At 49.8% G+C, this 25,365-nt stretch carries 25 protein-coding genes and 1 other annotated feature; of the genes, 18 read left to right on the forward strand and 7 right to left on the reverse strand.

The features are described from left to right. Window positions 1-148: 148 nt before the first annotated feature. The 4 genes from creA to creD are packed head-to-tail and all read left to right on the forward strand — an operon-like array spanning window position 149 to window position 4,152. A complete protein-coding gene (gene creA / locus QMN38_RS12750) occupies window positions 149-622 on the forward strand; it encodes a protein CreA (RefSeq protein ID WP_137383793.1) in 474 nt (157 codons plus the stop codon). Window positions 623-634: 12 nt separating this feature from the next. Then, window positions 635-1,324 carry a two-component system response regulator CreB gene (creB, locus tag QMN38_RS12755; protein WP_323605168.1) on the forward strand — a complete coding sequence of 230 codons (690 nt, stop codon included), beginning with the start codon at window positions 635-637 and terminating at the stop codon, window positions 1,322-1,324. Continuing rightward, a complete protein-coding gene (gene creC, locus QMN38_RS12760; RefSeq protein WP_323605169.1) occupies window positions 1,324-2,748 on the forward strand; it encodes a two-component system sensor histidine kinase CreC in 1,425 nt (474 codons plus the stop codon). The genes creB and creC overlap by 1 nt, the downstream gene beginning before the upstream one ends. Before the next feature lie 57 nt (window positions 2,749-2,805). Continuing rightward, complete coding sequence (creD, locus tag QMN38_RS12765; protein WP_323605170.1) at window positions 2,806-4,152, forward strand: cell envelope integrity protein CreD; 1,347 nt, start codon at window positions 2,806-2,808, stop codon at window positions 4,150-4,152. Between the two features lie 60 nt (window positions 4,153-4,212). On the opposite strand, the gene arcA is transcribed toward creD, so the two are convergent. Further along, window positions 4,213-4,929 carry a two-component system response regulator ArcA gene (gene arcA / locus QMN38_RS12770; RefSeq protein ID WP_001194359.1) on the reverse strand — a complete coding sequence of 239 codons (717 nt, stop codon included), beginning with the start codon at window positions 4,927-4,929 and terminating at the stop codon, window positions 4,213-4,215. 95 nt (window positions 4,930-5,024) lie between these two features. Here arcA and yjjY point away from each other — a divergent pair, with 95 nt between their 5' ends. The 7 genes from yjjY to QMN38_RS12805 all read left to right on the forward strand — a co-directional run bounded on the left by yjjY (window position 5,025) and on the right by QMN38_RS12805 (window position 11,999). Beyond that, on the forward strand, window positions 5,025-5,165 hold the full coding sequence (gene yjjY, locus QMN38_RS12775; RefSeq protein ID WP_001541509.1) for a YjjY family protein: 141 nt from the start codon (window positions 5,025-5,027) through the stop codon (window positions 5,163-5,165). Window positions 5,166-5,564: 399 nt separating this feature from the next. Beyond that, on the forward strand, window positions 5,565-6,251 hold the full coding sequence (locus QMN38_RS12780) for a tRNA/rRNA methyltransferase (protein ID WP_271441695.1): 687 nt from the start codon (window positions 5,565-5,567) through the stop codon (window positions 6,249-6,251). A gap of 329 nt (window positions 6,252-6,580) precedes the next feature. Further along, window positions 6,581-6,707, forward strand: a sequence feature (Thr leader region). After that, window positions 6,586-6,651, forward strand: a complete 66-nt coding sequence (gene thrL / locus QMN38_RS12785) for a thr operon leader peptide (protein WP_032337689.1) — start codon at window positions 6,586-6,588, stop codon at window positions 6,649-6,651. Its footprint overlaps the feature before it by 66 nt. 23 nt (window positions 6,708-6,730) lie before the next feature. Continuing rightward, a complete protein-coding gene (gene thrA, locus QMN38_RS12790) occupies window positions 6,731-9,193 on the forward strand; it encodes a bifunctional aspartate kinase/homoserine dehydrogenase I (RefSeq protein ID WP_271449377.1) in 2,463 nt (820 codons plus the stop codon). Window position 9,194: 1 nt separating this feature from the next. Beyond that, entirely contained in the window at window positions 9,195-10,124 is a 930-nt protein-coding gene (thrB, locus tag QMN38_RS12795; protein ID WP_323605171.1) for a homoserine kinase, read from the forward strand. Between the two features lie 3 nt (window positions 10,125-10,127). After that, complete coding sequence (thrC, locus tag QMN38_RS12800; protein ID WP_323605172.1) at window positions 10,128-11,414, forward strand: threonine synthase; 1,287 nt, start codon at window positions 10,128-10,130, stop codon at window positions 11,412-11,414. Between the two features lie 267 nt (window positions 11,415-11,681). Continuing rightward, window positions 11,682-11,999 carry a DUF2502 domain-containing protein gene (locus QMN38_RS12805; protein ID WP_323605173.1) on the forward strand — a complete coding sequence of 106 codons (318 nt, stop codon included), beginning with the start codon at window positions 11,682-11,684 and terminating at the stop codon, window positions 11,997-11,999. A gap of 46 nt (window positions 12,000-12,045) precedes the next feature. Here the strand turns inward: QMN38_RS12805 and yaaA are convergent, their stop codons facing one another. Both yaaA and QMN38_RS12815 read right to left on the reverse strand, forming a co-directional pair. Then, window positions 12,046-12,819 carry a peroxide stress protein YaaA gene (gene yaaA / locus QMN38_RS12810; protein WP_271441690.1) on the reverse strand — a complete coding sequence of 258 codons (774 nt, stop codon included), beginning with the start codon at window positions 12,817-12,819 and terminating at the stop codon, window positions 12,046-12,048. A 77-nt stretch (window positions 12,820-12,896) separates the two neighbouring features. Next, window positions 12,897-14,327 (reverse strand): alanine/glycine:cation symporter family protein, encoded by a 1,431-nt coding sequence (locus tag QMN38_RS12815; protein ID WP_323605174.1) that lies wholly within the window; start codon window positions 14,325-14,327, stop codon window positions 12,897-12,899. A gap of 274 nt (window positions 14,328-14,601) precedes the next feature. Between QMN38_RS12815 and tal the strand changes: the two genes are divergently transcribed. The 3 genes from tal to QMN38_RS12830 all read left to right on the forward strand — a co-directional run bounded on the left by tal (window position 14,602) and on the right by QMN38_RS12830 (window position 17,685). After that, window positions 14,602-15,555: a transaldolase gene (gene tal / locus QMN38_RS12820; protein WP_323605175.1), complete on the forward strand. Its 954-nt coding sequence runs from the start codon at window positions 14,602-14,604 to the stop codon at window positions 15,553-15,555. A 110-nt stretch (window positions 15,556-15,665) separates the two neighbouring features. Continuing rightward, the gene (mog, locus tag QMN38_RS12825; RefSeq protein ID WP_137383781.1) at window positions 15,666-16,253 is read left to right on the forward strand and encodes a molybdopterin adenylyltransferase; all 588 of its coding nucleotides are present in this window, start codon (window positions 15,666-15,668) and stop codon (window positions 16,251-16,253) included. A gap of 124 nt (window positions 16,254-16,377) precedes the next feature. After that, window positions 16,378-17,685 carry an MFS transporter gene (locus tag QMN38_RS12830; RefSeq protein WP_271441688.1) on the forward strand — a complete coding sequence of 436 codons (1,308 nt, stop codon included), beginning with the start codon at window positions 16,378-16,380 and terminating at the stop codon, window positions 17,683-17,685. Window positions 17,686-17,718: 33 nt separating this feature from the next. Here the strand turns inward: QMN38_RS12830 and satP are convergent, their stop codons facing one another. The 3 genes from satP to QMN38_RS12845 form a co-directional block, all read right to left on the reverse strand. After that, window positions 17,719-18,285, reverse strand: coding sequence for an acetate uptake transporter (gene satP / locus QMN38_RS12835; RefSeq protein WP_323605176.1), 567 nt, complete (start codon window positions 18,283-18,285; stop codon window positions 17,719-17,721). 149 nt (window positions 18,286-18,434) lie between these two features. Then, the gene (msyB, locus tag QMN38_RS12840) at window positions 18,435-19,148 is read right to left on the reverse strand and encodes an acidic protein MsyB (protein ID WP_271441687.1); all 714 of its coding nucleotides are present in this window, start codon (window positions 19,146-19,148) and stop codon (window positions 18,435-18,437) included. Window positions 19,149-19,174: 26 nt separating this feature from the next. Then, window positions 19,175-19,579: a DUF2541 family protein gene (locus QMN38_RS12845; RefSeq protein WP_271441686.1), complete on the reverse strand. Its 405-nt coding sequence runs from the start codon at window positions 19,577-19,579 to the stop codon at window positions 19,175-19,177. 383 nt (window positions 19,580-19,962) lie between these two features. Here QMN38_RS12845 and dnaK point away from each other — a divergent pair, with 383 nt between their 5' ends. The 4 genes from dnaK (at window position 19,963) to QMN38_RS12865 (ending at window position 24,580) form a co-directional block, all read left to right on the forward strand. After that, window positions 19,963-21,885: a molecular chaperone DnaK gene (dnaK, locus tag QMN38_RS12850; RefSeq protein ID WP_016151634.1), complete on the forward strand. Its 1,923-nt coding sequence runs from the start codon at window positions 19,963-19,965 to the stop codon at window positions 21,883-21,885. Between the two features lie 86 nt (window positions 21,886-21,971). Beyond that, entirely contained in the window at window positions 21,972-23,105 is a 1,134-nt protein-coding gene (dnaJ, locus tag QMN38_RS12855; RefSeq protein WP_271442833.1) for a molecular chaperone DnaJ, read from the forward strand. A 184-nt stretch (window positions 23,106-23,289) separates the two neighbouring features. Then, the gene (locus QMN38_RS12860) at window positions 23,290-24,243 is read left to right on the forward strand and encodes a LysR family transcriptional regulator (RefSeq protein ID WP_323605177.1); all 954 of its coding nucleotides are present in this window, start codon (window positions 23,290-23,292) and stop codon (window positions 24,241-24,243) included. 13 nt (window positions 24,244-24,256) lie between these two features. Next, complete coding sequence (locus tag QMN38_RS12865; protein WP_271442885.1) at window positions 24,257-24,580, forward strand: phage holin family protein; 324 nt, start codon at window positions 24,257-24,259, stop codon at window positions 24,578-24,580. A 31-nt stretch (window positions 24,581-24,611) separates the two neighbouring features. On the opposite strand, the gene QMN38_RS12870 is transcribed toward QMN38_RS12865, so the two are convergent. Then, window positions 24,612-25,049: a winged helix-turn-helix domain-containing protein gene (locus tag QMN38_RS12870; protein ID WP_271449367.1), complete on the reverse strand. Its 438-nt coding sequence runs from the start codon at window positions 25,047-25,049 to the stop codon at window positions 24,612-24,614. Between the last annotated feature and the right edge of the window lie 316 nt (window positions 25,050-25,365).

Here is a 25,365-nt window from a genome sequence, read left to right on the forward strand (position 1 = left end):
TGCTGTTTTAGCATTCAGTGTTTTTTTTGCTCATAAGTGCTTTTTTCGCACATACGAAAGCGTGATTATTGTAATCCTGTGATCTGTATACGTTTTATCTTAGAATGTCTAATAATTACACAGAGTAACATTTAAGAATGGTAACAATATGAAATATAAGAGCTTAGTCATTTCCTCAATTCTGCTGATGATGGCGCAGGTTGCCCATGCGGAGCAGATTGGATCTGTCGATACCGTGTTCAAAATGTTTGGACCGGATCATAAAATTGTGGTCGAGGCATTTGATGATCCTGATGTCACTAATGTGACCTGCTACGTTAGCCGCGCCAAAACGGGTGGCATTAAAGGTGGGCTCGGTTTGGCTGAAGATACTTCCGACGCGGCTATCTCCTGTCAGCAAGTGGGGCCGGTGGAGCTGAGCGACAGAATTAAAAACGGCAAAGCCCAGGGCGAGGTGGTCTTTAAGAAACGTACGTCTCTGGTGTTTAAATCCTTACAGGTCGTGCGTTTTTATGATGCGAAACGCAACACGCTGGCCTATCTGGCCTATTCAGATAAGGTGGTTGATGGATCGCCCAAAAATGCTATCAGTGCGGTACCCATCATGCCGTGGCAGCGATAACAGGTAGGCAAAATGCAACAGGCGCTGATCTGGTTGGTTGAGGACGAGCAGGGGATTGCGGATACGCTTATCTACATGCTGCAGCAGGAAGGTTTTAGCGTTGAAGCCTTTGAGCGTGGATTGCCCGTGCTGGAAAAATCACGCCAAAGATGTCCGGATGCGATCATTCTGGATGTCGGACTCCCGGATATCAGCGGCTTTGAACTGTGCCGGCGATTACTGGAACGTCACCCGGCATTGCCAATCCTCTTTCTGACTGCGCGTAGCGATGAAGTCGATCGCCTGCTGGGGCTGGAAATCGGTGCGGATGATTATGTGGCGAAACCCTTCTCTCCGCGTGAGGTGTGCGCCCGCGTGCGTACATTGCTGCGACGGGTGAAAAAATTCTCCACGCCTTCACCGGCGACGCGGTGCGGTGATTTTGAACTCAATGAGCTTGCCGCACAGATTACCTGGTTTGGTATGCCGTTAAATCTGACACGCTATGAATTCTTGTTACTGAAAACATTACTGCTGTCGCCGGGACGCGTCTACTCACGCCAACAGTTAATGGATTTAGTCTGGGCCGATGCCCAGGATACTTTTGACCGAACGGTAGACACGCACATTAAAACGCTGCGTGCCAAACTGCGGGCCGTCAACCCGGAGTGCTCACCGATTAATACACATCGTGGTATGGGATACAGCCTGAGGAGCACCTGATGCGCATTGGCATGCGTTTGCTGCTGGGCTACTTTCTGATTGTCGCCGTTGCCGCCTGGTTCGTTCTGTCCATCTTTGTACAGGAGATTAAGCCCGGCGTTCGTCGTGCGACGGAAGGTACGTTGATTGATACCGCTACGCTGCTGGCCGCGCTGGCGCGTGATGATTTGCTTTCTGGCTCTCCCTCCCACGGCAGGTTGGCGCAGGCATTTTCGCAACTGCATGATCGTCCTTTTCGCGCCAATATCAGTGGTATTAACAAAGTGCGCAATGAGTATCACGTCTACATGACGGACGCGCAGGGCAAGGTGGTGTTTGATTCCGCCAACAAAGCCGTAGGCGAAGATTATTCTCGCTGGAACGACGTATGGTTAACGCTGCGTGGGCAGTATGGCGCACGAAGTACGCCACAGAACCCGGCCGATGCGGAAAGTTCGGTGATGTACGTTGCCGCGCCGATTGTTGACCGCGGACGTATTATTGGTGTGCTCAGTGTCGGCAAACCAAATGCGGCAATGGCTCCTGTTATTCAGCGTAGCGAGCGGCGAATACTGTGGGCCAGCGCCGTGTTACTGGGGATCGCCTTAATGATTGGCGCAGGAATGGTATGGTGGATAAACCGGTCTATCGCGCGGCTGGCACGCTATGCTGATTCTGTCACTGAGAATCGCCCCGTTGCGCTTCCGGATCTTGGTAGCAGTGAGCTACGCAAGCTGGCGCAGGCGCTGGAAAGTATGCGCCTGAAGCTGGAGGGCAAGAATTACATTGAGCAGTACGTCTATGCGTTGACGCATGAGCTCAAAAGCCCGCTGGCGGCGATTCGCGGCGCGGCAGAAATTTTGCGCGAAGGCCCGCCGTCCGGTGTGGCCGCGCGATTTACCGATAATATTTTGACGCAGAATGCGCGCATGCAGGTGCTGGTCGAAACCTTGTTGCGCCAGGCCAGACTGGAGAACCGGCAGGATATTACGTTGACGCCGGTGGTAGTAGATACTCTATTTTCCCAGCTCAAAGAGGTGCGTAGCGTGCAACTGGCCGCAAAAAACATCACGCTTACCGTCGTACCTTCATCGCTGACGGTTGACGCCGATGCCGCACTGCTGGAGCAGGCGTTGGGTAATCTGCTGGATAACGCCATCGATTTTACGCCGGAGAACGGGACAATTGTATTGAGCGCGCATTCGCAGGAGGACCGCGTCACAATACAGGTCAGTGATAACGGCAGTGGCATACCTGACTTTGCGTTGCCGCGTATTTTTGAGCGTTTCTATTCGCTGCCCCGCGAGAATGGGCATAAAAGCAGTGGGCTGGGGCTGGCGTTTGTCAGTGAGGTTGCGCGATTGCATCGAGGTGACGTGACGTTATGCAACCGACCAGAAGGCGGGGTGCAGGCCTCGTTTACACTTCACCGTCACTTCACATAACTTCAAATTCCCCGCACATAGCTGTTCTACCTTGCTGACATCGCAAAGGAGAACGCTATGTTTAAATCACCCCTGTTTTGGAAAATAGTCACCTTAGGTGGCGCTATGCTGCTGCTGTTAATTCCACTGACGATGGTCAGGCAGATAATTGTTGAGCGGTCGGACTATCGTAGTGAGGTAGAAGATGCTATCCGACAGAGCACCAGCGGACCGCAAAAGGTGGTAGGTCCGCTGATTGCCGTCCCGGTGACGGAACTGTATACCGAGTTGGAAGGTGACAAACAGATCCAGCGAAAGCGTAGCTACATCCACTTCTGGTTGCCGGAATCGCTGGTTGTTGAGGGTGACCAGAATGTTGAAGCCCGTAAGATAGGTATTTATGAAGGACAGGTCTGGCACAACGATTTGTCGGTGAAGGCCGAGTTTAATGCTGAACGCCTCAGTGAACTGAACCATCCCAATATCACCATCGGCACACCTTTTGTGGTGGTTGGGGTGGGCGATGCGCGCGGTATTGGCGTCGTGAAGGCTTCTCAGATTAATGGAACATCGCTGGCGGTCGAACCTGGTACAGGATTGGATGGTCGTGCTCAGGGGATCCACATTCCGCTACCGGACGCCGGCTGGGCGGAAAAAAGTCTCAGTGTCGTGTTGTCGCTTAATCTGAGTGGAACAGGTGATTTTTCCGTTGTTCCGGTTGGGCGTAATAGCGAAATGACCGTGACCAGCAACTGGCCACATCCTAACTTCCTCGGTGATTTTCTTCCGGCTAAGCGTGAAGTCAGTGAGTCAGGATTTAAGGCGCAATGGCAAAGTAGCTGGTTCGCGAATAATCTGGGAGAGCGCTTTGGCGATGAGAAGATTGGCTGGCAGGGTATGCCCGCATTTAGCGTCGCTGTGGCTACGCCTGCGGATCAGTATCAATTGACAGACAGAGCGACAAAGTATGCCATTTTATTGATTACACTAACTTTTATGTCTTTCTTTGTGCTCGAAAGTATGACCAGCCTTCGACTGCACCCGATGCAATATCTGTTGGTGGGATTATCTCTGGTGATGTTCTATTTGCTGTTGTTGGCGCTGTCGGAGCATGTTGGTTTTACTGCCGCATGGATTGTCGCCAGCCTGGTTGGCGCGCTGATGAACGGCGTGTATTTACAGGCGATACTACAGGGATGGCGTAACAGTCTGTTTTTTACCGCAGCATTGCTGGGACTGGATGGCGTGATGTGGGCACTGTTGCGTTCGCAGGATAGCGCTTTACTGCTGGGAACGGGGGTACTGTTACTGGCGCTGTGTGGTGTCATGTTCCTGACGCGTCATCTTGACTGGCACGCACTTGCACAGCCAAAGCCCAAAACGGAGAACGCAACTGAGGACGATGAATTACGGTTGTGGAAATAGGGGTGTAGTGAAATGAAAAACGGCGCATAAAGCGCCGTTTTTATACCAGTCAGGATGATATTAATCCTGCAGGTCGCCGCAGAAACGGTAGCCTTCACCGTGAATGGTAGCGATGATTTCTGGTGTATCCGGCGTGGATTCGAAGTGCTTACGAATACGGCGGATTGTTACGTCAACGGTACGGTCATGCGGCTTCAGTTCGCGACCGGTCATTTTTTTCAACAGTTCTGCGCGAGACTGGATCTTGCCCGGATTCTCACAGAAGTGAAGCATGGCACGGAATTCGCTACGTGGCAGTTTATACTGCTCGCCGTCAGGACCAATCAGAGAGCGGCTGTTGATGTCCAACTCCCAACCATTGAACTTGTAGCTTTCGACGCTACGACGCTCTTCGCTCACTGTGCCCAGATTCATGGTACGGGACAGCAGGTTACGAGCACGGATAGTCAGTTCGCGTGGGTTAAACGGCTTGGTGATGTAATCGTCAGCGCCGATTTCGAGGCCGAGAATTTTATCGACTTCGTTATCACGGCCCGTCAGGAACATCAGTGCAACGTTAGCTTGTTCGCGGAGTTCACGCGCTAACAGAAGACCATTTTTACCTGGCAGATTGATATCCATAATCACAAGGTTGATGTCATATTCAGAGAGGATCTGATGCATTTCCGCGCCATCTGTCGCCTCGAATACATCATAGCCTTCCGCTTCGAAAATGCTTTTCAACGTGTTACGTGTTACTAACTCGTCTTCAACGATAAGAATGTGCGGGGTCTGCATGTTTGCTACCTAAATTGCCAACTAAATCGAAACAGGAAGTACAAAAGTCCCTGACCTGCCTGATGCATGTCGTAAATTAACATGATCGGCGTAACATGACTAAAGTACGTAATTGCGTTCTTGATGCACTTTCCATCAACGTCAACAACATCATTAGCTTGGTCGTGGGCACTTTCCCTCTGGACCCGACAGTGTCAAAAACGGCTGTCATCCTAACCATTTTAACAGCAACATAACAGGCTAAGACGTACCGGACACCCAATAAAACTACGCTTCGTTGACATATATCAAGTTCAATTGTAGCACGTTAACAGTTTGATGAAATCAACGTATCTAAATGATAGCTTTCATCACAAAATTGCAATATTACAACTAGTTGCACGCGCTAATTAATAAATGTAATGAATCCAATCTATGAGAACCATTCTAAATTAAATTATCATGGATAAACAGAAGGATATGCAACTTCTGTTAACATAAAAAGCAATAGTACAGGCAGGAAATAGTTTAGCATTTTTTACTGAATGTGAAATGCTTTTTCAGTGATTTCTGTTAAAAATATGTAAATTCGCGCTGCGTAATATGTTGATGCACATCACATAATTATCTGCAGGCCGGTCAAAAAGAGTATCAAAATGCGTTTAACAATTATTCTGGTTGCTCCAGCCAGAGCCGAAAATATTGGCGCGGCAGCGCGTGCTATGAAAACCATGGGATTCACGCAATTGCGGATCGTTGATAGCGAGGCTCATCTGGAGCCTGCGACGCGATGGGTGGCACATGGTTCAGGTGACATTATTGATAATATTAACGTTTTTCCAACGTTAGCCGATGCGTTGCACGACGTTGATTTTACCATCGCCACCACGGCTCGTAGCCGCGCGAAGTTCCATTATTACGCCACTCCGGTCGAGCTGGTTCCCTTGTTGCAGGAAAAATCAACGTGGATGGATCACGCCGCGTTGGTGTTCGGCCGTGAAGATTCGGGGCTGACAAATGAAGAATTAGCGCTAGCGGATGTGCTAACCGGCGTGCCGATGGTGGCTGACTACCCTTCACTGAATTTGGGTCAGGCGGTGATGGTGTATTGCTATCAATTAGCAGGTTTAATACAACAACCGGCAAAAAATATTGAGGTGACGGATGAGCTTCAGTTGCAGGCGTTACGTGCCCGGGTTTTGCAATTATTAACCACGCTGGACGTTGCGGATGATATCAAGCTCACGGATTGGCTACAGCAGCGGATGGGGTTGTTAGGACAGCGAGATACAGCAATGTTGCACCGTTTTTTACATGATATCGAAAAAAATATTACAAAATAAAATGTCTTCTTTGTTTTGTTTTTTAGCGTTTGATTCTGACTTCAAGTGGGGTGCGCATGCTGTATTGGTTGAAAATAAAAGGGCAAGCAGTCGCTCGTGAACAAGTTTCGGAATGTGATCAATTTAAAAATTTATTGACTTAGGTCAGCAGATACTTTAACCCTAAAAGAATACAAGACAGACAGATTACCCGTCATACTTCGAGTTGCATGTGCGTTGGCTGCATTCGCTTACCTCAGTCACATAGTTTTCTATGCTCCTGAGGATTCGCTCACTTGCCGCCTTCCTGCAACGCGAATTATTTAGGGTACATAATTACAGAGCACACAACATCATGAAACGCATCAGCATCACCATTACAACAACCATCACCATTACCACAGGTAACGGTGCGGGCTGACGCGTACAGGAAACACAAGAAAAAGCCCGCACCTAAACAGTGCGGGCTTTTTTTTCGACCAAAGGCAACGAGGTAAACCATGCGAGTGTTGAAGTTCGGCGGTACATCAGTGGCAAATGCAGAGCGCTTTCTGCGAGTTGCCGATATTCTGGAAAGCAATGCCAGGCAGGGGCAGGTCGCGACTGTTCTTTCTGCCCCCGCAAAAATTACGAACCATCTGGTGGCGATGATTGAGAAGACCATCGGTGGTCAGGACGCTTTAGCCAATATCAGTGACGCCGAACGTATTTTCTCAGAGCTTTTGGTTGGCCTCGCAGCCGCGCAGCCGGGTTTCCCGCTAACGCAGCTTAAAGCCTTCGTTGAACAAGAATTTGCCCAAATTAAACATGTCCTGCACGGTATCAGCCTGCTGGGACAGTGCCCGGACAGCATTAACGCTGCGCTTATTTGCCGTGGCGAAAAAATGTCGATCGCTATCATGGCAGGCCTGCTGGAAGCGCGCGGGCATCACGTTACCGTTATCGATCCGGTTGAGAAACTACTGGCGGTAGGTCATTACCTCGAATCTACCGTTGATATCACCGAATCTACGCGTCGCATCGCAGCCAGCCGTATTCCAGCAGATCATATGATTTTGATGGCAGGCTTTACTGCCGGGAATGAAAAAGGTGAGTTGGTGGTGTTGGGGCGCAATGGCTCTGACTACTCTGCCGCTGTGCTGGCTGCCTGTTTACGCGCGGACTGTTGTGAGATCTGGACCGATGTTGACGGTGTATATACCTGCGACCCGCGCCAGGTTCCTGATGCCAGGCTGTTAAAGTCGATGTCTTATCAGGAAGCGATGGAGCTTTCTTACTTCGGCGCCAAAGTATTACACCCGCGAACCATTACCCCGATTGCTCAGTTCCAAATCCCTTGCCTGATTAAAAACACCGGAAACCCACAAGCGCCAGGTACACTGATCGGTGCCAGCAGCGATGAGGACGATTTGCCGGTAAAAGGTATTTCTAACCTCAATAACATGGCGATGTTTAGCGTCTCCGGCCCTGGAATGAAAGGCATGGTAGGCATGGCGGCTCGCGTTTTCGCGGCGATGTCTCGTGCCGGTATCTCAGTGGTGCTGATCACGCAGTCTTCTTCTGAATACAGCATCAGTTTCTGCGTGCCGCAAGGCGACTGCATACGGGCGCAGCGGGCGATGCAGGATGAATTCTACCTCGAGCTGAAAGAAGGGCTGCTGGAGCCACTGGCTGTAACTGAACGCCTGGCGATCATCTCAGTGGTTGGTGATGGCATGCGTACGCTACGCGGTATCTCGGCGAAATTCTTCGCCGCGCTGGCCCGCGCCAACATCAATATCGTGGCTATCGCGCAAGGCTCGTCTGAACGCTCCATTTCGGTGGTAGTCAATAACGATGACGCAACCACGGGTGTGCGTGTGACCCATCAGATGTTGTTCAATACGGACCAGGTGATCGAAGTCTTTGTTATTGGCGTTGGCGGCGTAGGTTCCGCACTGCTTGAGCAGCTCAAGCGTCAGCAAAGCTGGTTGAAGGGCAAACACATCGATCTGCGTGTGTGCGGTGTGGCGAATTCGAAGGCCTTACTGACGAATGTTCACGGTCTGAACCTGGAAAACTGGCAATCGGAACTGGAGTGCGCGAAAGAGCCTTTCAACCTCGGCCGTTTGATTCGTCTGGTAAAAGAATACCATCTGCTTAATCCGGTGATCGTCGACTGTACCTCAAGCCAGGCGGTGGCAGACCAATATGCCGATTTCCTGCGTGAAGGTTTCCACGTGGTCACCCCGAACAAAAAAGCCAACACGTCGTCGATGGATTACTACCATCAGCTGCGTTTCGCCGCGGCGAAGTCGCGTCGTAAATTCCTGTACGACACCAACGTGGGTGCGGGCTTGCCGGTTATTGAAAACTTGCAAAATCTGCTTAGCGCGGGTGATGAGCTACAACGTTTCTCCGGTATCCTCTCCGGTTCGCTGTCGTTTATTTTCGGCAAACTGGATGAAGGGATGAGCTTCTCGCAGGCCACCACGCTGGCACGGGAGTTGGGGTACACCGAACCCGATCCGCGTGATGATCTCTCTGGTACGGATGTGGCGCGTAAACTCCTGATTTTGGCGCGTGAAACTGGCCGCGAACTGGAGCTTTCTGACATTGTTATTGAGCCGGTGCTGCCAGAAGCATTTGATGATTCTGGTGATGTTTCCGCGTTTATGACGAATTTGTCGCAACTGGACGATGAGTTTGCCGCTCGCGTCGCGAAAGCTCGTGATGAGGGTAAAGTATTGCGCTATGTTGGCAATATCGAAGAAAACGGCGTCTGCCGGGTGAAAATCGCTGAAGTGGATGGTAACGATCCGCTGTTCAAAGTGAAAAACGGTGAAAACGCGCTGGCGTTCTACAGCCATTACTATCAGCCATTACCGCTGGTGCTGCGCGGATATGGTGCGGGTAATGATGTTACGGCGGCAGGTGTATTTGCCGATCTTCTTCGCACCCTTTCATGGAAGTTAGGAGTCTGACATGGTGAGAGTTTATGCCCCGGCTTCCAGTGCCAATATGAGCGTCGGGTTTGATGTGCTTGGCGCGGCGGTAACCCCCGTAGATGGCTCACTGTTGGGTGACGTGGTCTCGGTTGAGGCGGCTGACAAGTTCAGCCTGAATAACCTGGGGCGCTTTGCGAATAAGCTGCCATCAGCGCCGCGGGAAAATATTGTCTATCAGTGCTGGGAGCGCTTCTGTCAGGAACTGGGTAAAGCCGTACCGGTGGCGATGACGCTGGAAAAAAATATGCCGATTGGCTCCGGGTTAGGCTCCAGCGCCTGTTCCGTTGTGGCCGCACTGGTGGCGATGAACGAATTTTGTGGTAAACCGCTCAACGATACGCGGCTGTTGGCGATCATGGGCGAGCTGGAAGGGCGGATCTCCGGCAGTATTCACTACGATAATGTCGCCCCGTGCTTTTTAGGCGGCATGCAGTTAATGATCGAAGAAAACGGCATTATCAGCCAGCAGGTGCCAGGCTTTGATGAGTGGCTGTGGGTACTGGCGTATCCGGGAATTAAAGTGTCGACGGCGGAAGCGCGGGCGATTTTACCTGCGCAGTATCGTCGTCAGGACTGTATTGCCCACGGGCGGCATCTGGCTGGGTTTATCCATGCCTGCTATTCCCGTCAGCCTCTTCTGGCCGCGAAGCTGATGAAAGATGTCATCGCTGAGCCGTATCGTACCCGCTTGCTGCCCGGCTTTAGTCAGGCGCGTCAGGCGGTAGCGGAAATTGGCGCGCTGGCTAGCGGCATTTCCGGGTCGGGGCCGACGCTGTTCGCCTTATGCGATAAGCCGGATACGGCACAGCGCGTAGCAGACTGGCTGGGTAAAAATTACCTGCAAAATCAGGAAGGCTTTGTTCATATTTGCCGGTTGGACACGGCAGGCGCACGGGTACTGGGATAATCAATGAAACTCTATAATCTGAAAGATCACAACGAACAGGTCAGCTTTGCGCAGGCCGTCACGCAAGGGCTTGGCAAGAATCAGGGATTGTTTTTTCCGCACGATCTGCCGGAATTCAATCTGACAGAAGTGGATGAGATGCTGAACCAGGACTTCGTTAGCCGCAGTGCTAAGATCCTTTCCGCATTTATTGGTGACGAGATCCCACAAGAGATCCTGGAAGAACGTGTGCGTGCGGCATTTGCATTTCCGGCACCGGTTGCTCAGGTCGAAGGTGATGTCGGCTGTCTGGAGCTGTTCCATGGTCCGACACTGGCGTTTAAAGACTTTGGCGGGCGCTTTATGGCGCAAATGCTAACGCACATCAGCGGTGACAAACCGGTGACTATCCTGACCGCGACATCCGGAGACACCGGGGCGGCGGTTGCACATGCTTTTTATGGCCTGAAAAATGTGCGTGTGGTGATCCTCTACCCAAATGGCAAGATCAGCCCATTGCAGGAGAAACTGTTCTGTACGCTGGGCGGCAATATTGAAACCGTCGCGATTGATGGTGACTTTGATGCCTGCCAGGCACTGGTGAAACAGGCGTTTGATGATGAAGAGCTGAAGGCAGCTTTGGGTCTGAATTCCGCTAACTCCATCAACATCAGCCGCCTGCTGGCGCAAATCTGCTACTACTTTGAAGCCGTGGCTCAACTGCCGCAGGAAGCGCGTAACCAACTGGTTATTTCTGTTCCCAGCGGTAACTTTGGCGATCTGACCGCGGGTCTGCTGGCGAAATCACTTGGCTTGCCAGTGAAGCGCTTTATTGCGGCTACCAACGTCAACGATACGGTTCCACGTTTTCTTGCCGAAGGCGAGTGGGCACCGAAAGCGACTCAGGCGACCTTATCGAATGCCATGGACGTTAGCCAGCCAAACAACTGGCCGCGTGTGGAGGAACTGTTCCGCCGTAAAATATGGCGCCTGAATGAGTTGGGCTATGCAACTGTGGATGATGCAACTACGCAGGACACCATGCGTGAGCTGCAGCAGAAAGGTTATACCTCAGAACCGCATGCTGCGGTGGCGTATCGTGCACTGCGTGACCAGTTGAATCCGGGCGAATATGGCCTGTTCCTTGGCACCGCACATCCGGCGAAATTTAAAGAAAGCGTTGAACAGATTCTGAATGTCACGCTGGATCTACCAAAAGAGCTGGCTGAACGTGCAGATTTACCGCTGCTCTCTCACCATCTGCCTGCTGATTTTGCTGCGCTGCGTCAGTTAATGATGACCCGCAGTTAATTGTTGTGCCCGGTGACGCTCTGCTTATCGGGCCGACGACACCTGTTATCCGGTAACAGGTAGGCGATACTTGCTAACAATCTGAGTCGGGTTTTACCCGGCTTTTTTTATGGAGAAAATAAGGAGGAAATAGGTAGCGAAAAAGGAGAAATTCCCAATAAATGCGCTAACTTAGAGATTAGGATTGCGGAGAATAATAACTTCTATTCCCTTCACGTAATCTCCTTTTATCGACCCGATAAGGGCAATGATAAAAAGGAGTCACCAATGAAAAAATTCAAACCTGTGCTTCTTGCGCTTTCTATGATGCTGGTTGCTCCCCTTGCCGTGCAGGCGGCTGAAATTACTCTGGTACCGGCAGTTAAATTACAGATTGGCGATCGTGACAGCCGGGGTAACTACTGGGATGGCGGGAACTGGCGCGATCACGGTTGGTGGGGAAAACACTATGAGTGGCGGGATCATCGCTGGCAACCTCACGGACCGCGTCCACAGCCACACCACAATCGCTATGATGATCATCATAACGATCGGCATGACGATCGCCGCGACGACCACCGTCCGGGAGCGAACGGGCACCATTAAGTTTGTGCTGTCGGATAAGGTACATCCTTATCCGACATGTGCTGCATTATTGCTCGTGACGCTTAAACACCAGTTCTCCACTCCCTGATGCCTCTTCATCAAAGAAATAGCCGTCGCTGTTAAACGCAGTCAGTTGCTCAGGCTTAGTCAGGCGATGTTGAATAATGTAGCGACTCATCAGGCCGCGGGCTTTTTTGGCATAGAAGCTGATGACTTTGAATTTGCCGTTCTTCTCATCAAGGAATACCGGTTTGATCAGTTCTGCATTCAGTTTTTTCGGCTTCACGGATTTAAAATACTCGTCTGAGGCGAGGTTAATCACCACATTATCACCTTGTGCTTCCAACGCTTCGTTAAGCTTATCGGTGATAGTATCTCCCCAGAACTGATAGAGGTCTTTACCCTTCGCATTGGCCAGACGAATGCCCATTTCCAGACGGTAGGGTTGCATTAAATCCAGTGGGCGCAGAACGCCATACAGCCCGGACAGCATGCGTAAGTGCTGCTGGGCGAAATCGAAATCCGCTTCGCTGAAGGTTTCTGCCTGCAATCCGGTGTACACGTCACCTTTGAACGCCAGAATAGCCTGACGCGCATTGTCCGGTGTGAAGTCTGGCTGCCAATCATGGAAACGAGTCGCGTTCAGATCCGCCAGCTTATCGCTAATTCCCATCAGCTTGCCGATCTGCGGCGCAGAGAGTTGACGCGCCACGTGGATTAACTGTTGGGAGTGATCCAGCAGTTCAGGCAGCGTATGGCGTGTGGTAGCCAGCGGGCTTTGGTAGTCGAGCGTTTTTGCAGGTGAAATCAGAATCAGCATATCCAGTCCTTGCAGGAGATTTACTGCGACTTTAGCAAAAAAAACGACAGAATTGATCGATGGTTGTGATTGCCGCGCTAACTGCGCGGCATTTCATCCCAGGTATCCGGTGCAAGCTGTTGTCTGATCTCAGGATAACGGCGCGGATCAAATTCCGGGCGCACACCGAGTTTGCGCTGACGCAGATAGTCGCTGGCAAGGGTATGAACAACCGGGGAGAGCAGTAAAATCGCCGTCAGGTTAGTTATCGCCATACAGGCCATGATGATGTCGGCGAGCTGCCAGACTAGCGGGAAACTGACTAAGGTGCCTGCGATCACGGTACTGACGGTAGCAATGCGCAACAGCCAGATAACCCGGATATTGTCCAGACGTAAAAAGACCAGGTTGTTTTCCGCATAAATGTAGTTAGCCACGATAGAGCTGAAAGCAAACAGAATCACAATAAATGCGACAAACCCAGCCCCCCATTCGCCGGTCAGTGAGACCATGGCCTTCTGCATCAACTGGATGCCTTCCATTGGAATATAGGTTGTGCCATTCCCCGCCAGAAGAATAATCATGGCGCTGGCTGTGCAGATAATTAGCGTATCACCTAATACACCGATCATTTGCACAATGCCTTGCGCCGCGGGATGCGGTGGCCAGGAGGCAGCTGAAGCTGCTGCGTTAGGTGTTGATCCCATTCCCGCTTCATTAGAGAACATACCGCGTTGAAAACCGCTGGCAATGGCCTGACTCAGCGTATAACCGGCCGCGCCGGCAGCAGCTTCCTGCCACCCTAAAGCACTTTTTACGATGTTGACGATGATCTCGGGGATCTGCCCGATATGCCAAAGACAGATAGCAATGCTGCAACCGACCCACAGCAGCGCCATGATCGGCACAAACCATTGCATCAGACGGGCAACACCTTTAATACCGCCAATGATCACCAGGAATGACAGTATCGCCAAAGCGATGCCGGATGCGAGGGGAGGGATGTCGAACGCAAATGCCAATGCGCGGGAGACAGAGTTTGCCTGTACGCTGTTAAAAATCAGGCCGTATGCGATGAGCAAAAAGAGGGCAAAGAGTACGCCCATCCAGCGCATCCCCAGACCGCGCGCCATATACCATGCTGGCCCGCCGCGGTACTGCCCCTTACTATCGCGTTCTTTATACAGTTGCGCGAGTGAGCACTCGGCAAAGGAGGTCGCCATGCCAATGATCGCCGAGACCCACATCCAGAAGACGGCCCCTGCGCCACCCGCGGCGATCGCCAGGGCAACCCCAGCGAGGTTTCCGCTGCCAATACGAGCAGCGAGACTGGTACATAATGCTTGAAACGAGGTTAAGCCACCCGGTTGTGGGCTGAGGCTGTTTTTAAGACTTTTGCCAAAATGGCGAATGTAGCGAAACTGAACAAACCCGGTACGCCAGGTGAACCAACATCCTGCGCCAAGCAGGAGGTAGATCATCACCGATCCCCAGAGTATTTCATTAATAAACGAGAAAAAATCAGGCATTAACATCCCTCTTGTTGATGCCGGTACGCGCGAATATTCCCATGTAAGCGCTACCAATTATCGAACAGTATATACCTTGTCAGGAGATTGATTGCGGGAGTTTACCATAACAATGGGTATAACCCTTAATTGCGCATCAGGGGCTTTAAGATGCGTAATCGGGAATGAGCAGTGAGTTGGACAATCCCGGCGGTTGCGCTGAGAGTGCGTCGTGCTATCATCAGGGAAGATCGGTTACATCCCCCTAACAAGCTGTTTAAAGAGAATCGCTATCATGACGGACAAATTGACCTCCCTTCGTCAGTTCACCACAGTAGTGGCCGACACCGGAGACATCGCGGCAATGAAGCTGTATCAGCCTCAGGATGCCACAACTAACCCTTCTCTCATTCTTAACGCAGCGCAGATCCCAGAATACCGCAAGCTGATCGATGACGCTGTGGCATGGGCTAAGCAGCAGAGCGACGATCGTGCTCAGCAGATCGTCGACGCGACGGACAAACTGGCGGTAAATATCGGTCTGGAGATCCTGAAACTGGTCCCGGGTCGTATCTCTACTGAAGTTGATGCTCGCCTGTCCTACGACACCGAGGCGTCTATCGCGAAAGCGAAACGTCTGATCAAACTGTACAACGATGCTGGCATCAGCAACGATCGCATTCTGATCAAACTGGCTTCTACCTGGCAGGGTATCCGTGCTGCAGAGCAGCTGGAAAAAGAAGGTATCAACTGTAACCTGACTCTGCTGTTCTCCTTCGCGCAGGCGCGTGCATGTGCTGAAGCTGGCGTATACCTGATTTCTCCGTTCGTTGGCCGTATTCTTGACTGGTACAAAGCCAATACTGACAAGAAAGAGTACGCACCGGCAGAAGATCCGGGTGTGGTTTCCGTAACGGAAATCTACGAGTACTACAAACAGCACGGTTACGAAACCGTCGTCATGGGCGCAAGCTTCCGTAACATCGGTGAAATCATTGAGCTGGCGGGCTGCGATCGTCTGACGATTGCTCCGGCACTGCTGAAAGAGCTGGCGGAAAGCGAAGGCGCTATCGAACGTAAACTGTCCTTCTCTGGCGAAGTGAAAGCGCGTCCTGCACGCATCACTGAAGCTGAGTTCCTGTGGCAGCACAACCAGGATCCGATGGCTGTAGACAAACTGGCGGACGGTATCCGTAAGTTTGCTGTAGACCAGAGTAAACTGGAAAAAATGATCGGCGATCTACTGTAATCATTAAGGCGTGGCCCTGATATGGGTCACGCTACCTCTTCTGAAACCTGTCTGTCCTTCCCTTCGCAGTGTATCATTCTGTTTAACGAGACTGTTTAAACGGAATAATCATGAACACTTTACGCATTGGCCTGGTTTCCATTTCCGATCGCGCCTCCAGTGGCGTTTACCAGGATAAGGGTATCCCTGCTCTTGAAGCGTGGCTGGCATCGGCTCTGACTACCCCCTTTGAGCTGCAAACGCGGTTAATCCCGGATGAGCAGGCAATCATCGAGCAAACGTTATGCGAACTGGTTGATGAAATGAGCTGCCATCTGGTGCTGACCACCGGTGGTACCGGTCCGGCACGCCGCGATGTGACGCCTGATGCCACGCTGGCTGTTGCCGATCGCCAAATGCCTGGGTTTGGTGAGCAAATGCGCCAGATTAGTTTGCACTTTGTACCGACGGCGATCCTTTCCCGTCAGGTTGGGGTCATTCGCAAGCAGGCGCTGATCCTGAATCTGCCTGGGCAGCCTAAATCGATCAAAGAAACGCTCGAAGGCGTAAAAGATGCTGACGGTAAGGTTATCGTGCCGGGTATCTTTGCGAGTGTACCGTATTGTATACAGTTGTTGGATGGGCCGTATGTGGAAACTGCACCGGCTGTCGTAGCATCTTTTCGCCCTAAAAGTGCAATACGCGATACAAACGCCTGAAAGTAGTCTATTCGTGATATAAATAGCAATCACGGTGGAGTATTGAATTGTTTACGATATAGTAATTTTTGCTTTACATATATCGACGAACAGATTCAATTACTCCACTGACTCATGGTTTGCTATGTCACAACACTCTCGACCGCTGAATCGCCAGGATTATAAAACCCTAACGCTTGCTGCCCTCGGTGGAGCGTTGGAGTTTTATGATTTCATTATTTTTGTCTTCTTTGCCGCCGTCGTTGGCGAACTCTTTTTCCCCACAGACATCCCGGAATGGCTACGTCAGGTGCAAACCTTCGGTATTTTTGCCGCAGGCTATCTGGCGCGTCCGCTCGGCGGCATCATCATGGCGCACTTTGGCGATCTGGTCGGGCGCAAGAAAATGTTCACCCTGAGCATTTTGCTGATGGCAATACCAACACTGGCAATTGGTTTGCTACCCACTTACGCCTCAATGGGGATTCTGGCTCCGCTGTTGCTGTTGTTGATGCGTATTTTGCAAGGCGCAGCCATTGGTGGCGAAGTTCCGGGGGCGTGGGTATTTGTGGCTGAACATGTACCGGAACGTCGCATTGGCATCGCATGCGGAACGTTGACTGCTGGGCTGACGGTGGGGATTTTGTTAGGTTCGGTGGTTGCGACGCTGGTGAATACCACGCTGACGCAGCAGGCAGTGCATGACTACGGCTGGCGTATCCCTTTCCTGTTGGGCGGGGCGTTTGGGCTGGTGGCGATGTATTTGCGTCGTTGGCTGCAGGAAACACCTATCTTCCTTGAAATGCAGCAACGTAAGGCGTTGGCGCAGGAACTGCCGGTGAAGTCGGTAGTCAGTAAACATAAAAAGGCCGTGGTCATTTCAATGCTGCTGACCTGGTTGTTATCAGCCGGGATTGTGGTGGTGATTCTGATGTCGCCCGTCTGGTTGCAGAAACAGTATGGGTTTGCCCCCGCGCTGACGTTACAGGCGAACAGTGTCGCCACCATTATGCTGTGTATCGGGTGTCTGCTGGCTGGATTTATTGTCGACAGGGTTGGTGCCAGCAAAACCTTTATTATCGGTAGCCTGCTGCTGGCCTGTTCCAGCTGGTTCTTCTATCACCTGACCGGCAGCCACCCTGAGTATCTCTTCCTGTTGTACGGGCTGGTGGGGTTGTGTGTTGGTGTTGTGGGTGCAGTACCTTATGTCATGGTGCGGGCGTTCCCAGCAGAAGTGCGCTTTACCGGCATCTCCTTTTCCTACAACGTTTCCTATGCCATTTTTGGTGGTCTGACGCCGATTGCAGTAACAATGCTAATGAGCGTGTCGCCAATGGCTCCGGCCTGGTATGTGCTGGCGTTGTCGCTGGTGGGATTAGGTCTGGGGATATGGCTGCGACAGGATATTTATCATCGTGATGCGAGCGTGCAGGGGGAGCTACAGCGCTTGTAAGGAATATCCCCCCGTAAGGGGGGATAACGTCGATTAGTGCGCTTCACCAATCGGCAGGATGGTACGACCAAACTGTTCGTTCAGTACTTCACCCATCGCCAGGTAAACGGCGCTTGCGCCACACACCAGGCCAACCCAACCTGCAACATGGATAATGGCTTCGTTACCGACAATGTTGCCAACAGCCAGCAGCGCGAACAGCACCGTCAGGCTCAGGAAGACAAACTGTAATGCACGGGCGGCTTTCAACGTTCCGAAGAACATGAACAGAGTGAACACGCCCCACAGACCCAGGTATACGCCCAGGAACTGACCATTTGTTGCATCTGCCAGGCCCATTTTCGGCATGATCAGGATCGCAACCAGCGTCAGCCAGAAAGAACCGTAGGAGGTAAAGGCGGTTAAACCGAAGGTATTGCCTTTTTTATATTCCAGCAGGCCGGCAAAAATTTGCGCGATACCGCCGTAGAAAATTCCCATCGCCAGAATAATAACGTCAAAGGCGAAGAAACCCGCGTTGTGCAGGTTAAGCAGAATGGTGGTCATGCCAAAGCCCATCAGGCCCAGCGGTGCCGGATTAGCCAACTTAGTGTTGCCCATAATTCCTCAAAATCATCATTGATTGAATGGTGAAATAGTTTCCCCGAATAACGATCACAGCCTTCGGGGCGCGGCATGATAATCAGGGGAGAGAGGACTGTCTATGATCTAATAAGGGGAAAATGAATTATTTTCCCCTGTGACGAGCATCACGCTTGTGAGGTGTTGATTATTCGGCGCAGACAGGCGATTTGCAGCACGGCCGGAATGGTGACCCGATAGGCACTTCCACTCACGGCTTTTACCCCGTTTAAGGCTGCACCCACTGGGCCTCCAAGCCCTGCGCCGCGCAGGAGTCCGTGTCCGATGACGCTAACAGCAGCGTGCGTACGCAGAATCCGGGATAACTGGCCGGAGAGCAGGTGAGACACTCCTTTCGCCAGATTGCGGTCTTTCATTAATAGCGGCAACAGTTCTTCCAGCTCGGAGACTTTTGCATCGACCGCCTGCAGAAATTCTTGCTTATGCTCAGCATCCATTTTTTGCCAGGTATTTCGCAAAAAATGTTCCAGCAGATATTGTTCAATTTCGAACGTAGACATCTCTTTATCTGCTTTGAGCTTTAGCCGCTTTGAGACATCCAGCAAAATCGCCCGGTATAATTTCCCGTGCCCGCGCAATTTGTTGGCAATACTGTCACCGCCGTAATGTTGAAGCTCGCCAGCGATTAATTGCCAGTTGCGGCGGTGCTGTTCCGGGTGTCCTTCCATCGATTTAAACAATTCGTTATGACTCAGAACGCTCGACAGACGGGCTTTCCCTTTTTCGTTGTGGGTAAGTAAACGCGTAATGTCGGCGAGCTGCTCCTCACTACAATGCTGGAGAAAAGCGAGATCGTCGTCGTTCAAATACGTGACATTCATACTGAGTTCTACTTATGCAGAAGGGACTAGTCGTCGCCAATGATTTTCAATGTCGCCATATCAGACGAGTTTACCGACTGACCAGAGAAGGTAATTTTGGATACACAGCGTTTGTTGTCGTTGTCGCTATTAATATTGATCCAATTGGTGGTCTGTCCCTCTTTAATGGATGAAGGGACATTCAGGCTTTGACTGGACATGCGTGCAGCTTTGAAATAAACAGATGCACCGTTCAGATGAATATCGCCACGGTCAGCGGTAAGCTGGATGCGTTTCACTACGCGACAAACGGGGATTTTTAGTGCCAGGTCGTTGGTTTCATTTCTGGGCATCGCAATCATGCCGAGAACTTTATGATCGTTAGCGTGCGCGGCGCTGCTCAGTAGAAGACCCGCCAACAGGCTGGCGGGAAGCGTTAATGCGGCTTTCATGGTGTTTCTCTTTGACGGATTCAAAAATGTGTTCGTTGCCGTCATCTTAACGCTGCCAGAAAAACGATTCATTCCTGTAATCTTTTCTTTTTATTACAATTTTTTGGTGAATGGCTGATTTTTTATTATTGGTTTTATGAATAAATTTTGAGTGGTGATTATTCGCAATTGTACTTTTCAACCGTTTTTCCCTCATTTTATTGCCACGACGCTAAAAAAAATTTTCATGCCCCCCTTGATGACGTGGGTTACGACCCCATCTTGTAGACAACCGCAGTGGTGAGTCTGAAAAAAAACGATTCAGGGTAGTTGAAACCGCACGTTTCGCCCTTATTACAGATTCACAACCACATGATGACCGAATTTTTAGTGGAGACGTTTAGATGGGTAAAATTATTGGTATCGACCTGGGTACTACCAACTCTTGTGTAGCGATTATGGATGGCACTACTGCACGTGTGCTGGAGAACGCCGAGGGCGATCGCACCACGCCTTCTATCATTGCTTATACCCAGGATGGTGAAACTCTGGTTGGTCAGCCGGCTAAACGTCAGGCAGTGACAAACCCGCAAAACACCCTGTTTGCGATTAAACGCCTGATTGGCCGCCGCTTCCAGGACGAAGAAGTACAGCGTGATGAAGCCATCATGCCGTACAAAATCATCGGTGCTGACAACGGTGATGCATGGATTGATGTAAAAGGTCAGAAAATGGCACCGCCGCAGATTTCTGCTGAAGTGCTGAAAAAAATGAAGAAAACCGCTGAAGATTACCTGGGTGAACCGGTAACTGAAGCCGTTATCACTGTTCCTGCATACTTTAACGATGCTCAGCGTCAGGCAACCAAAGACGCCGGCCGTATCGCAGGTCTGGAAGTTAAACGTATCATTAACGAACCAACCGCCGCAGCACTGGCCTACGGTCTGGATAAAGAAGTCGGCAACCGTACTATTGCAGTCTATGACCTCGGTGGTGGTACTTTCGATATCTCTATTATCGAAATCGACGAAGTTGACGGCGAAAAAACCTTCGAAGTTCTGGCAACCAACGGTGATACCCACCTGGGTGGCGAAGACTTCGACAGCCGTATGATCAACTACCTGGTTGACGAATTTAAGAAAGATCAGGGCATTGACCTGCGTAACGACCCGCTGGCGATGCAGCGCCTAAAAGAAGCCGCTGAGAAAGCAAAGATTGAGCTGTCTTCCGCTCAGCAGACCGACGTGAACCTGCCGTACATTACTGCAGACGCGACCGGTCCGAAACACATGAACATCAAAGTGACCCGTGCGAAACTGGAAAGCCTGGTAGAAGACCTGGTGAACCGTTCTATCGAGCCGCTGAAAGTTGCTCTGCAGGATGCTGGTCTGTCTGTTTCTGACGTTCAGGATGTCATCCTGGTCGGTGGTCAGACTCGTATGCCAATGGTTCAGAAGAAAGTTGCTGAGTTCTTCGGTAAAGAACCACGTAAAGACGTTAACCCGGATGAAGCTGTGGCAATCGGTGCTGCTGTTCAGGGTGGTGTATTGACCGGTGATGTGAAAGACGTACTGCTGCTGGACGTTACCCCGCTGTCTCTGGGTATCGAAACCATGGGTGGTGTGATGACCGCACTGATCGCGAAAAACACCACCATCCCGACCAAGCACAGCCAGGTGTTCTCTACCGCTGAAGACAACCAGTCTGCGGTAACCATCCACGTGCTGCAGGGTGAACGTAAACGTGCTGCTGATAACAAAGATCTGGGTCAGTTTAACCTGGATGGTATCAGCCCGGCACCGCGCGGTATGCCGCAGATCGAAGTGACCTTCGACATCGATGCCGACGGTATCCTGCACGTTTCCGCGAAAGATAAAAACAGCGGTAAAGAGCAGAAGATCACCATCAAGGCTTCTTCTGGTCTGAACGAAGAAGAAATCCAGAAAATGGTTCGCGAAGCAGAAGCGAACGCGGAATCTGACCGTAAGTTCGAAGAACTGGTTCAGACTCGCAACCAGGGCGACCATCTGCTGCACAGCACGCGTAAGCAGGTTGAAGAAGCCGGCGATAAACTGCCAGCTGACGACAAAACTGCCATCGAGTCTGCACTGACCGCGCTGGAAACTTCTCTGAAAGGCGAAGACAAAGCGGATATCGAAGCGAAAATGCAGGCACTGGCGCAGGTTTCCCAGAAGCTGATGGAAATCGCTCAGCAGCAGCATGCACAGCAGCAAGCGGGTGCAGCAGGCGCTGATGCTTCTGCAAACAACGCGAAAGATGACGACGTTGTCGACGCTGAGTTTGAAGAAGTGAAAGACAAAAAGTAATCGCCCTGATGCAGGGTAATTAATCGGCACGGGCGTAGAGATCTCTCCACGCCCGTGCTTGTATGTTAAAGGGCTGAAAAACAACAATGGCAAAGCAAGACTATTACGAGATTTTAGGCGTTTCCAAAACAGCGGAAGAGCGTGAAATCAAAAAGGCCTACAAGCGCCTGGCCATGAAATTTCACCCGGACCGCAACCAGGGTGATAAAGAGGCCGAAGCAAAGTTCAAAGAGATCAAAGAAGCCTACGAGATCCTGACTGATGCGCAAAAACGTGCGGCTTACGATCAGTACGGCCATGCAGCATTTGAGCAAGGCGGTATGGGCGGCGGCGGCGGTTTTGGCGGCGGGGCTGACTTCAGCGATATCTTTGGTGACGTGTTTGGCGATATTTTTGGCGGCGGTCGTGGTCGTCAGCGCGCCTCACGTGGTGCTGATTTACGTTACAACATGGATCTCACTCTGGAAGAAGCCGTGCGTGGCGTCACCAAAGAGATCCGCATTCCTACGCTGGAAGAGTGTGACATTTGCCACGGTAGCGGTGCGAAGTCAGGCACTCAGCCGCAGACTTGTCCAACCTGTCATGGTTCTGGTCAGGTGCAGATGCGTCAGGGCTTTTTCGCCGTACAGCAGACCTGTCCACACTGTCAGGGCCGCGGTACGCTGATCAAAGATCCGTGCAACAAATGCCACGGTCATGGTCGTGTAGAGAAAAGCAAAACGCTGTCCGTTAAGATCCCGGCTGGTGTTGATACTGGTGACCGCATCCGCTTAGCGGGTGAAGGTGAAGCGGGTGAGCATGGCGCACCGGCAGGTGATTTGTACGTTCAGGTGCAGGTGAAACAGCACCCAATTTTCGAACGTGAAGGCAATAACCTGTACTGTGAAGTGCCGATTAACTTTGCGATGGCTGCACTGGGTGGCGAGATTGAAGTCCCGACGCTGGACGGCCGTGTGAAGTTAAAAATTCCGGGTGAAACGCAAACGGGCAAACTGTTCCGTATGCGTGGTAAAGGCGTTAAATCTGTTCGCGGTGGTGCACAGGGCGATCTGCTGTGTCGTGTGGTGGTTGAAACCCCAGTGGGCCTGAACGACAAGCAGAAGCAACTGCTGAAAGATTTGCAGGACAGTTTTGGTGGTCCAACGGGCGAGCAAAACAGCCCGCGCTCCAAAAGCTTCTTCGACGGTGTGAAGAAGTTCTTTGACGATCTGACGCGATAATTACTGCATTACATCTGATAAAAAGCCTGGGCCTCGACAGAGTCCCAGGCTTTTTTATTTTAGTATTCAATACTAAAATTGGTTCATTAGCGATAAAAATGAATGTGCAGGATAAATGATGAGAAATGATTTCCTAAGATAAAGATTTTCTTCTATTTTGTTCCCCGACTTACCCGGAGGAATAATGGATAAGATGCTTGTTCAAAGAAATGATTTTGACCTTAATTTAATTAAGATATTTAACGCTGTTGTTGAATCAGGAAACGCTTCCAAAGCTTCTGCCAGGCTATCAATAACACCAGCAGCTGTTTCCCAGTCATTAAGCCGATTACAGAGTATCTATTCGTTTAAACTCTTCGAACGAACCCGTAAAGGACTGACACCGACTAAGAAAGGGTTAGAACTTCATAAAGTCTACTGCCACGTCCTGAATACCATCAACGATACCTATTCTCCTTCAACAGATAATGATAATCCTTCAGTCATAACGGTATTAGGTAACGATATCGTAGAGCATTACTATCTGTCACATTTTATTAATGATAGTAAGTTAACTGCGGCGTATACAATAAATCATTATGCAGTGAGTAAAAATGATAAAACAAAGTTGGCTGATATGCTATTTTCCGGCATGGGAGATATATTAATTAACATTTCTCCGCCACAAGACATGGATATTGAAGTTCATCTTGTGGATGTCTTTAGACAATATGTCTGTATTTGTGGTAAAAATAATCCATTGTCAGTCCTCGATAAAATATCGTTACATCATTTTTATTCCTTTTCGCATGCTGTATATCAATCTGATATATTCTCACCAGATATAATAGATGAGTGTTGCTATTCAATAGGTAACACCGAGAATAAAATGATGCGTAAAATAGGTTATCGTAGTGATTCGATGCTAGGGGTGGTAAACATAGTAGAAACGACAGAGATGATCTGTATTATACCTTCTGAATTGGCCTCTTTTTTTAAGCATTCAATGGGATATCACATTGAAATACTGACACTACCCGAAGAGTTGTTATTTAAAACATTACCTATTTATGCTTCTTTATATAAATATAATAAATACTATGCTGTGCTTCGACAATGGATTTTTATGTTGCAGTCTAAGTATTCATCCATAAAATGATAAGGATATTTTTATGACAATGATAATTGGTTCGGAACCTACTGTTCGAGGTATCATCGAGCTTGAAACGATACTTGCGGTTATCATCGTAAGCGCATGGGGAGGCGTTGTGAGTTACCTCATGAGAGAAACTCGAAGGAGAACGCAGAAAAATATTAAAGGATGTCTAAAACAAGTTGTTATTTCATGTTTTACTGGTTTTTTGCTATCCAGCATTGCCCTTGATAAAGGCGCAGGGACTCATATGATACTTATATTGTCCGGGCTGGGTGGGGTGTTTGCAGGACCTGTATTGAAAATGTTGAAAGATAAGTTAGCACAAATTTTTGTTAAGTGAGTGGTATTGCCCATCCATGGGCATTACTGCTTTATGATAAGTAAAAGTTCAGTACGGCATATAGAATTATTAGCGCGATCAGAGCTATTGTTATAGGATAAATAAAACGATTCTGGAAAATGTGCTGTTTGTTTTCCAAACATTTAATTTCTATATCCCCATTAAGCTGGATCCCCTGACGTGGGATTGTTACAAACAAATTATCAATACCAAAAAACTTCAGGTCTTTTCTGACCAGGTATAGTAGTTGTGTTAAATTTGCATCGTTTATAAATTCACTTCTTTCTTCCCATAGTACAGCTGAAATCTGATTTTTTCTAATCACCAATTCTTGTGCATTAGTTAGAATAAAATCTAAACACTTAGACCGCATGTGGGTAAGTTTTATCGCCCGGGTCCCATCTTTGCTTTTTAACTCATGATTGATGTTATCGTATATACAGCTATTTTTAATAATGTAAATGGTCATTTATATACCAGGTTTTGTTAAAGAGTGTTCAGGAAGACTAAGTTCTAAAAATCAATTGTTCAATGTATATATATACCATTTGCATATAAAAAGGAGACAGATCACAGAAACTAACGCTAATTTAGTTTGAATGAATACTTAATTAAATACATGCTATGTTTTAAATTAGTCATTAGTCAGTGGCTATAAATATTGTGCTGATTTCTGGCGTAGGTCAAATGGCAATTTATAGTATTTTAGCCACAACGTGAGAAGCGCTATGCAATGTTATTTATTACTTATACGTTCATGATATGTTAAATCATAATATTTTATT

It is taken from the genome of Citrobacter sp. R-1.5.2 (assembly GCF_035064245.1).
Lineage (GTDB): Bacteria > Pseudomonadota > Gammaproteobacteria > Enterobacterales > Enterobacteriaceae > Citrobacter.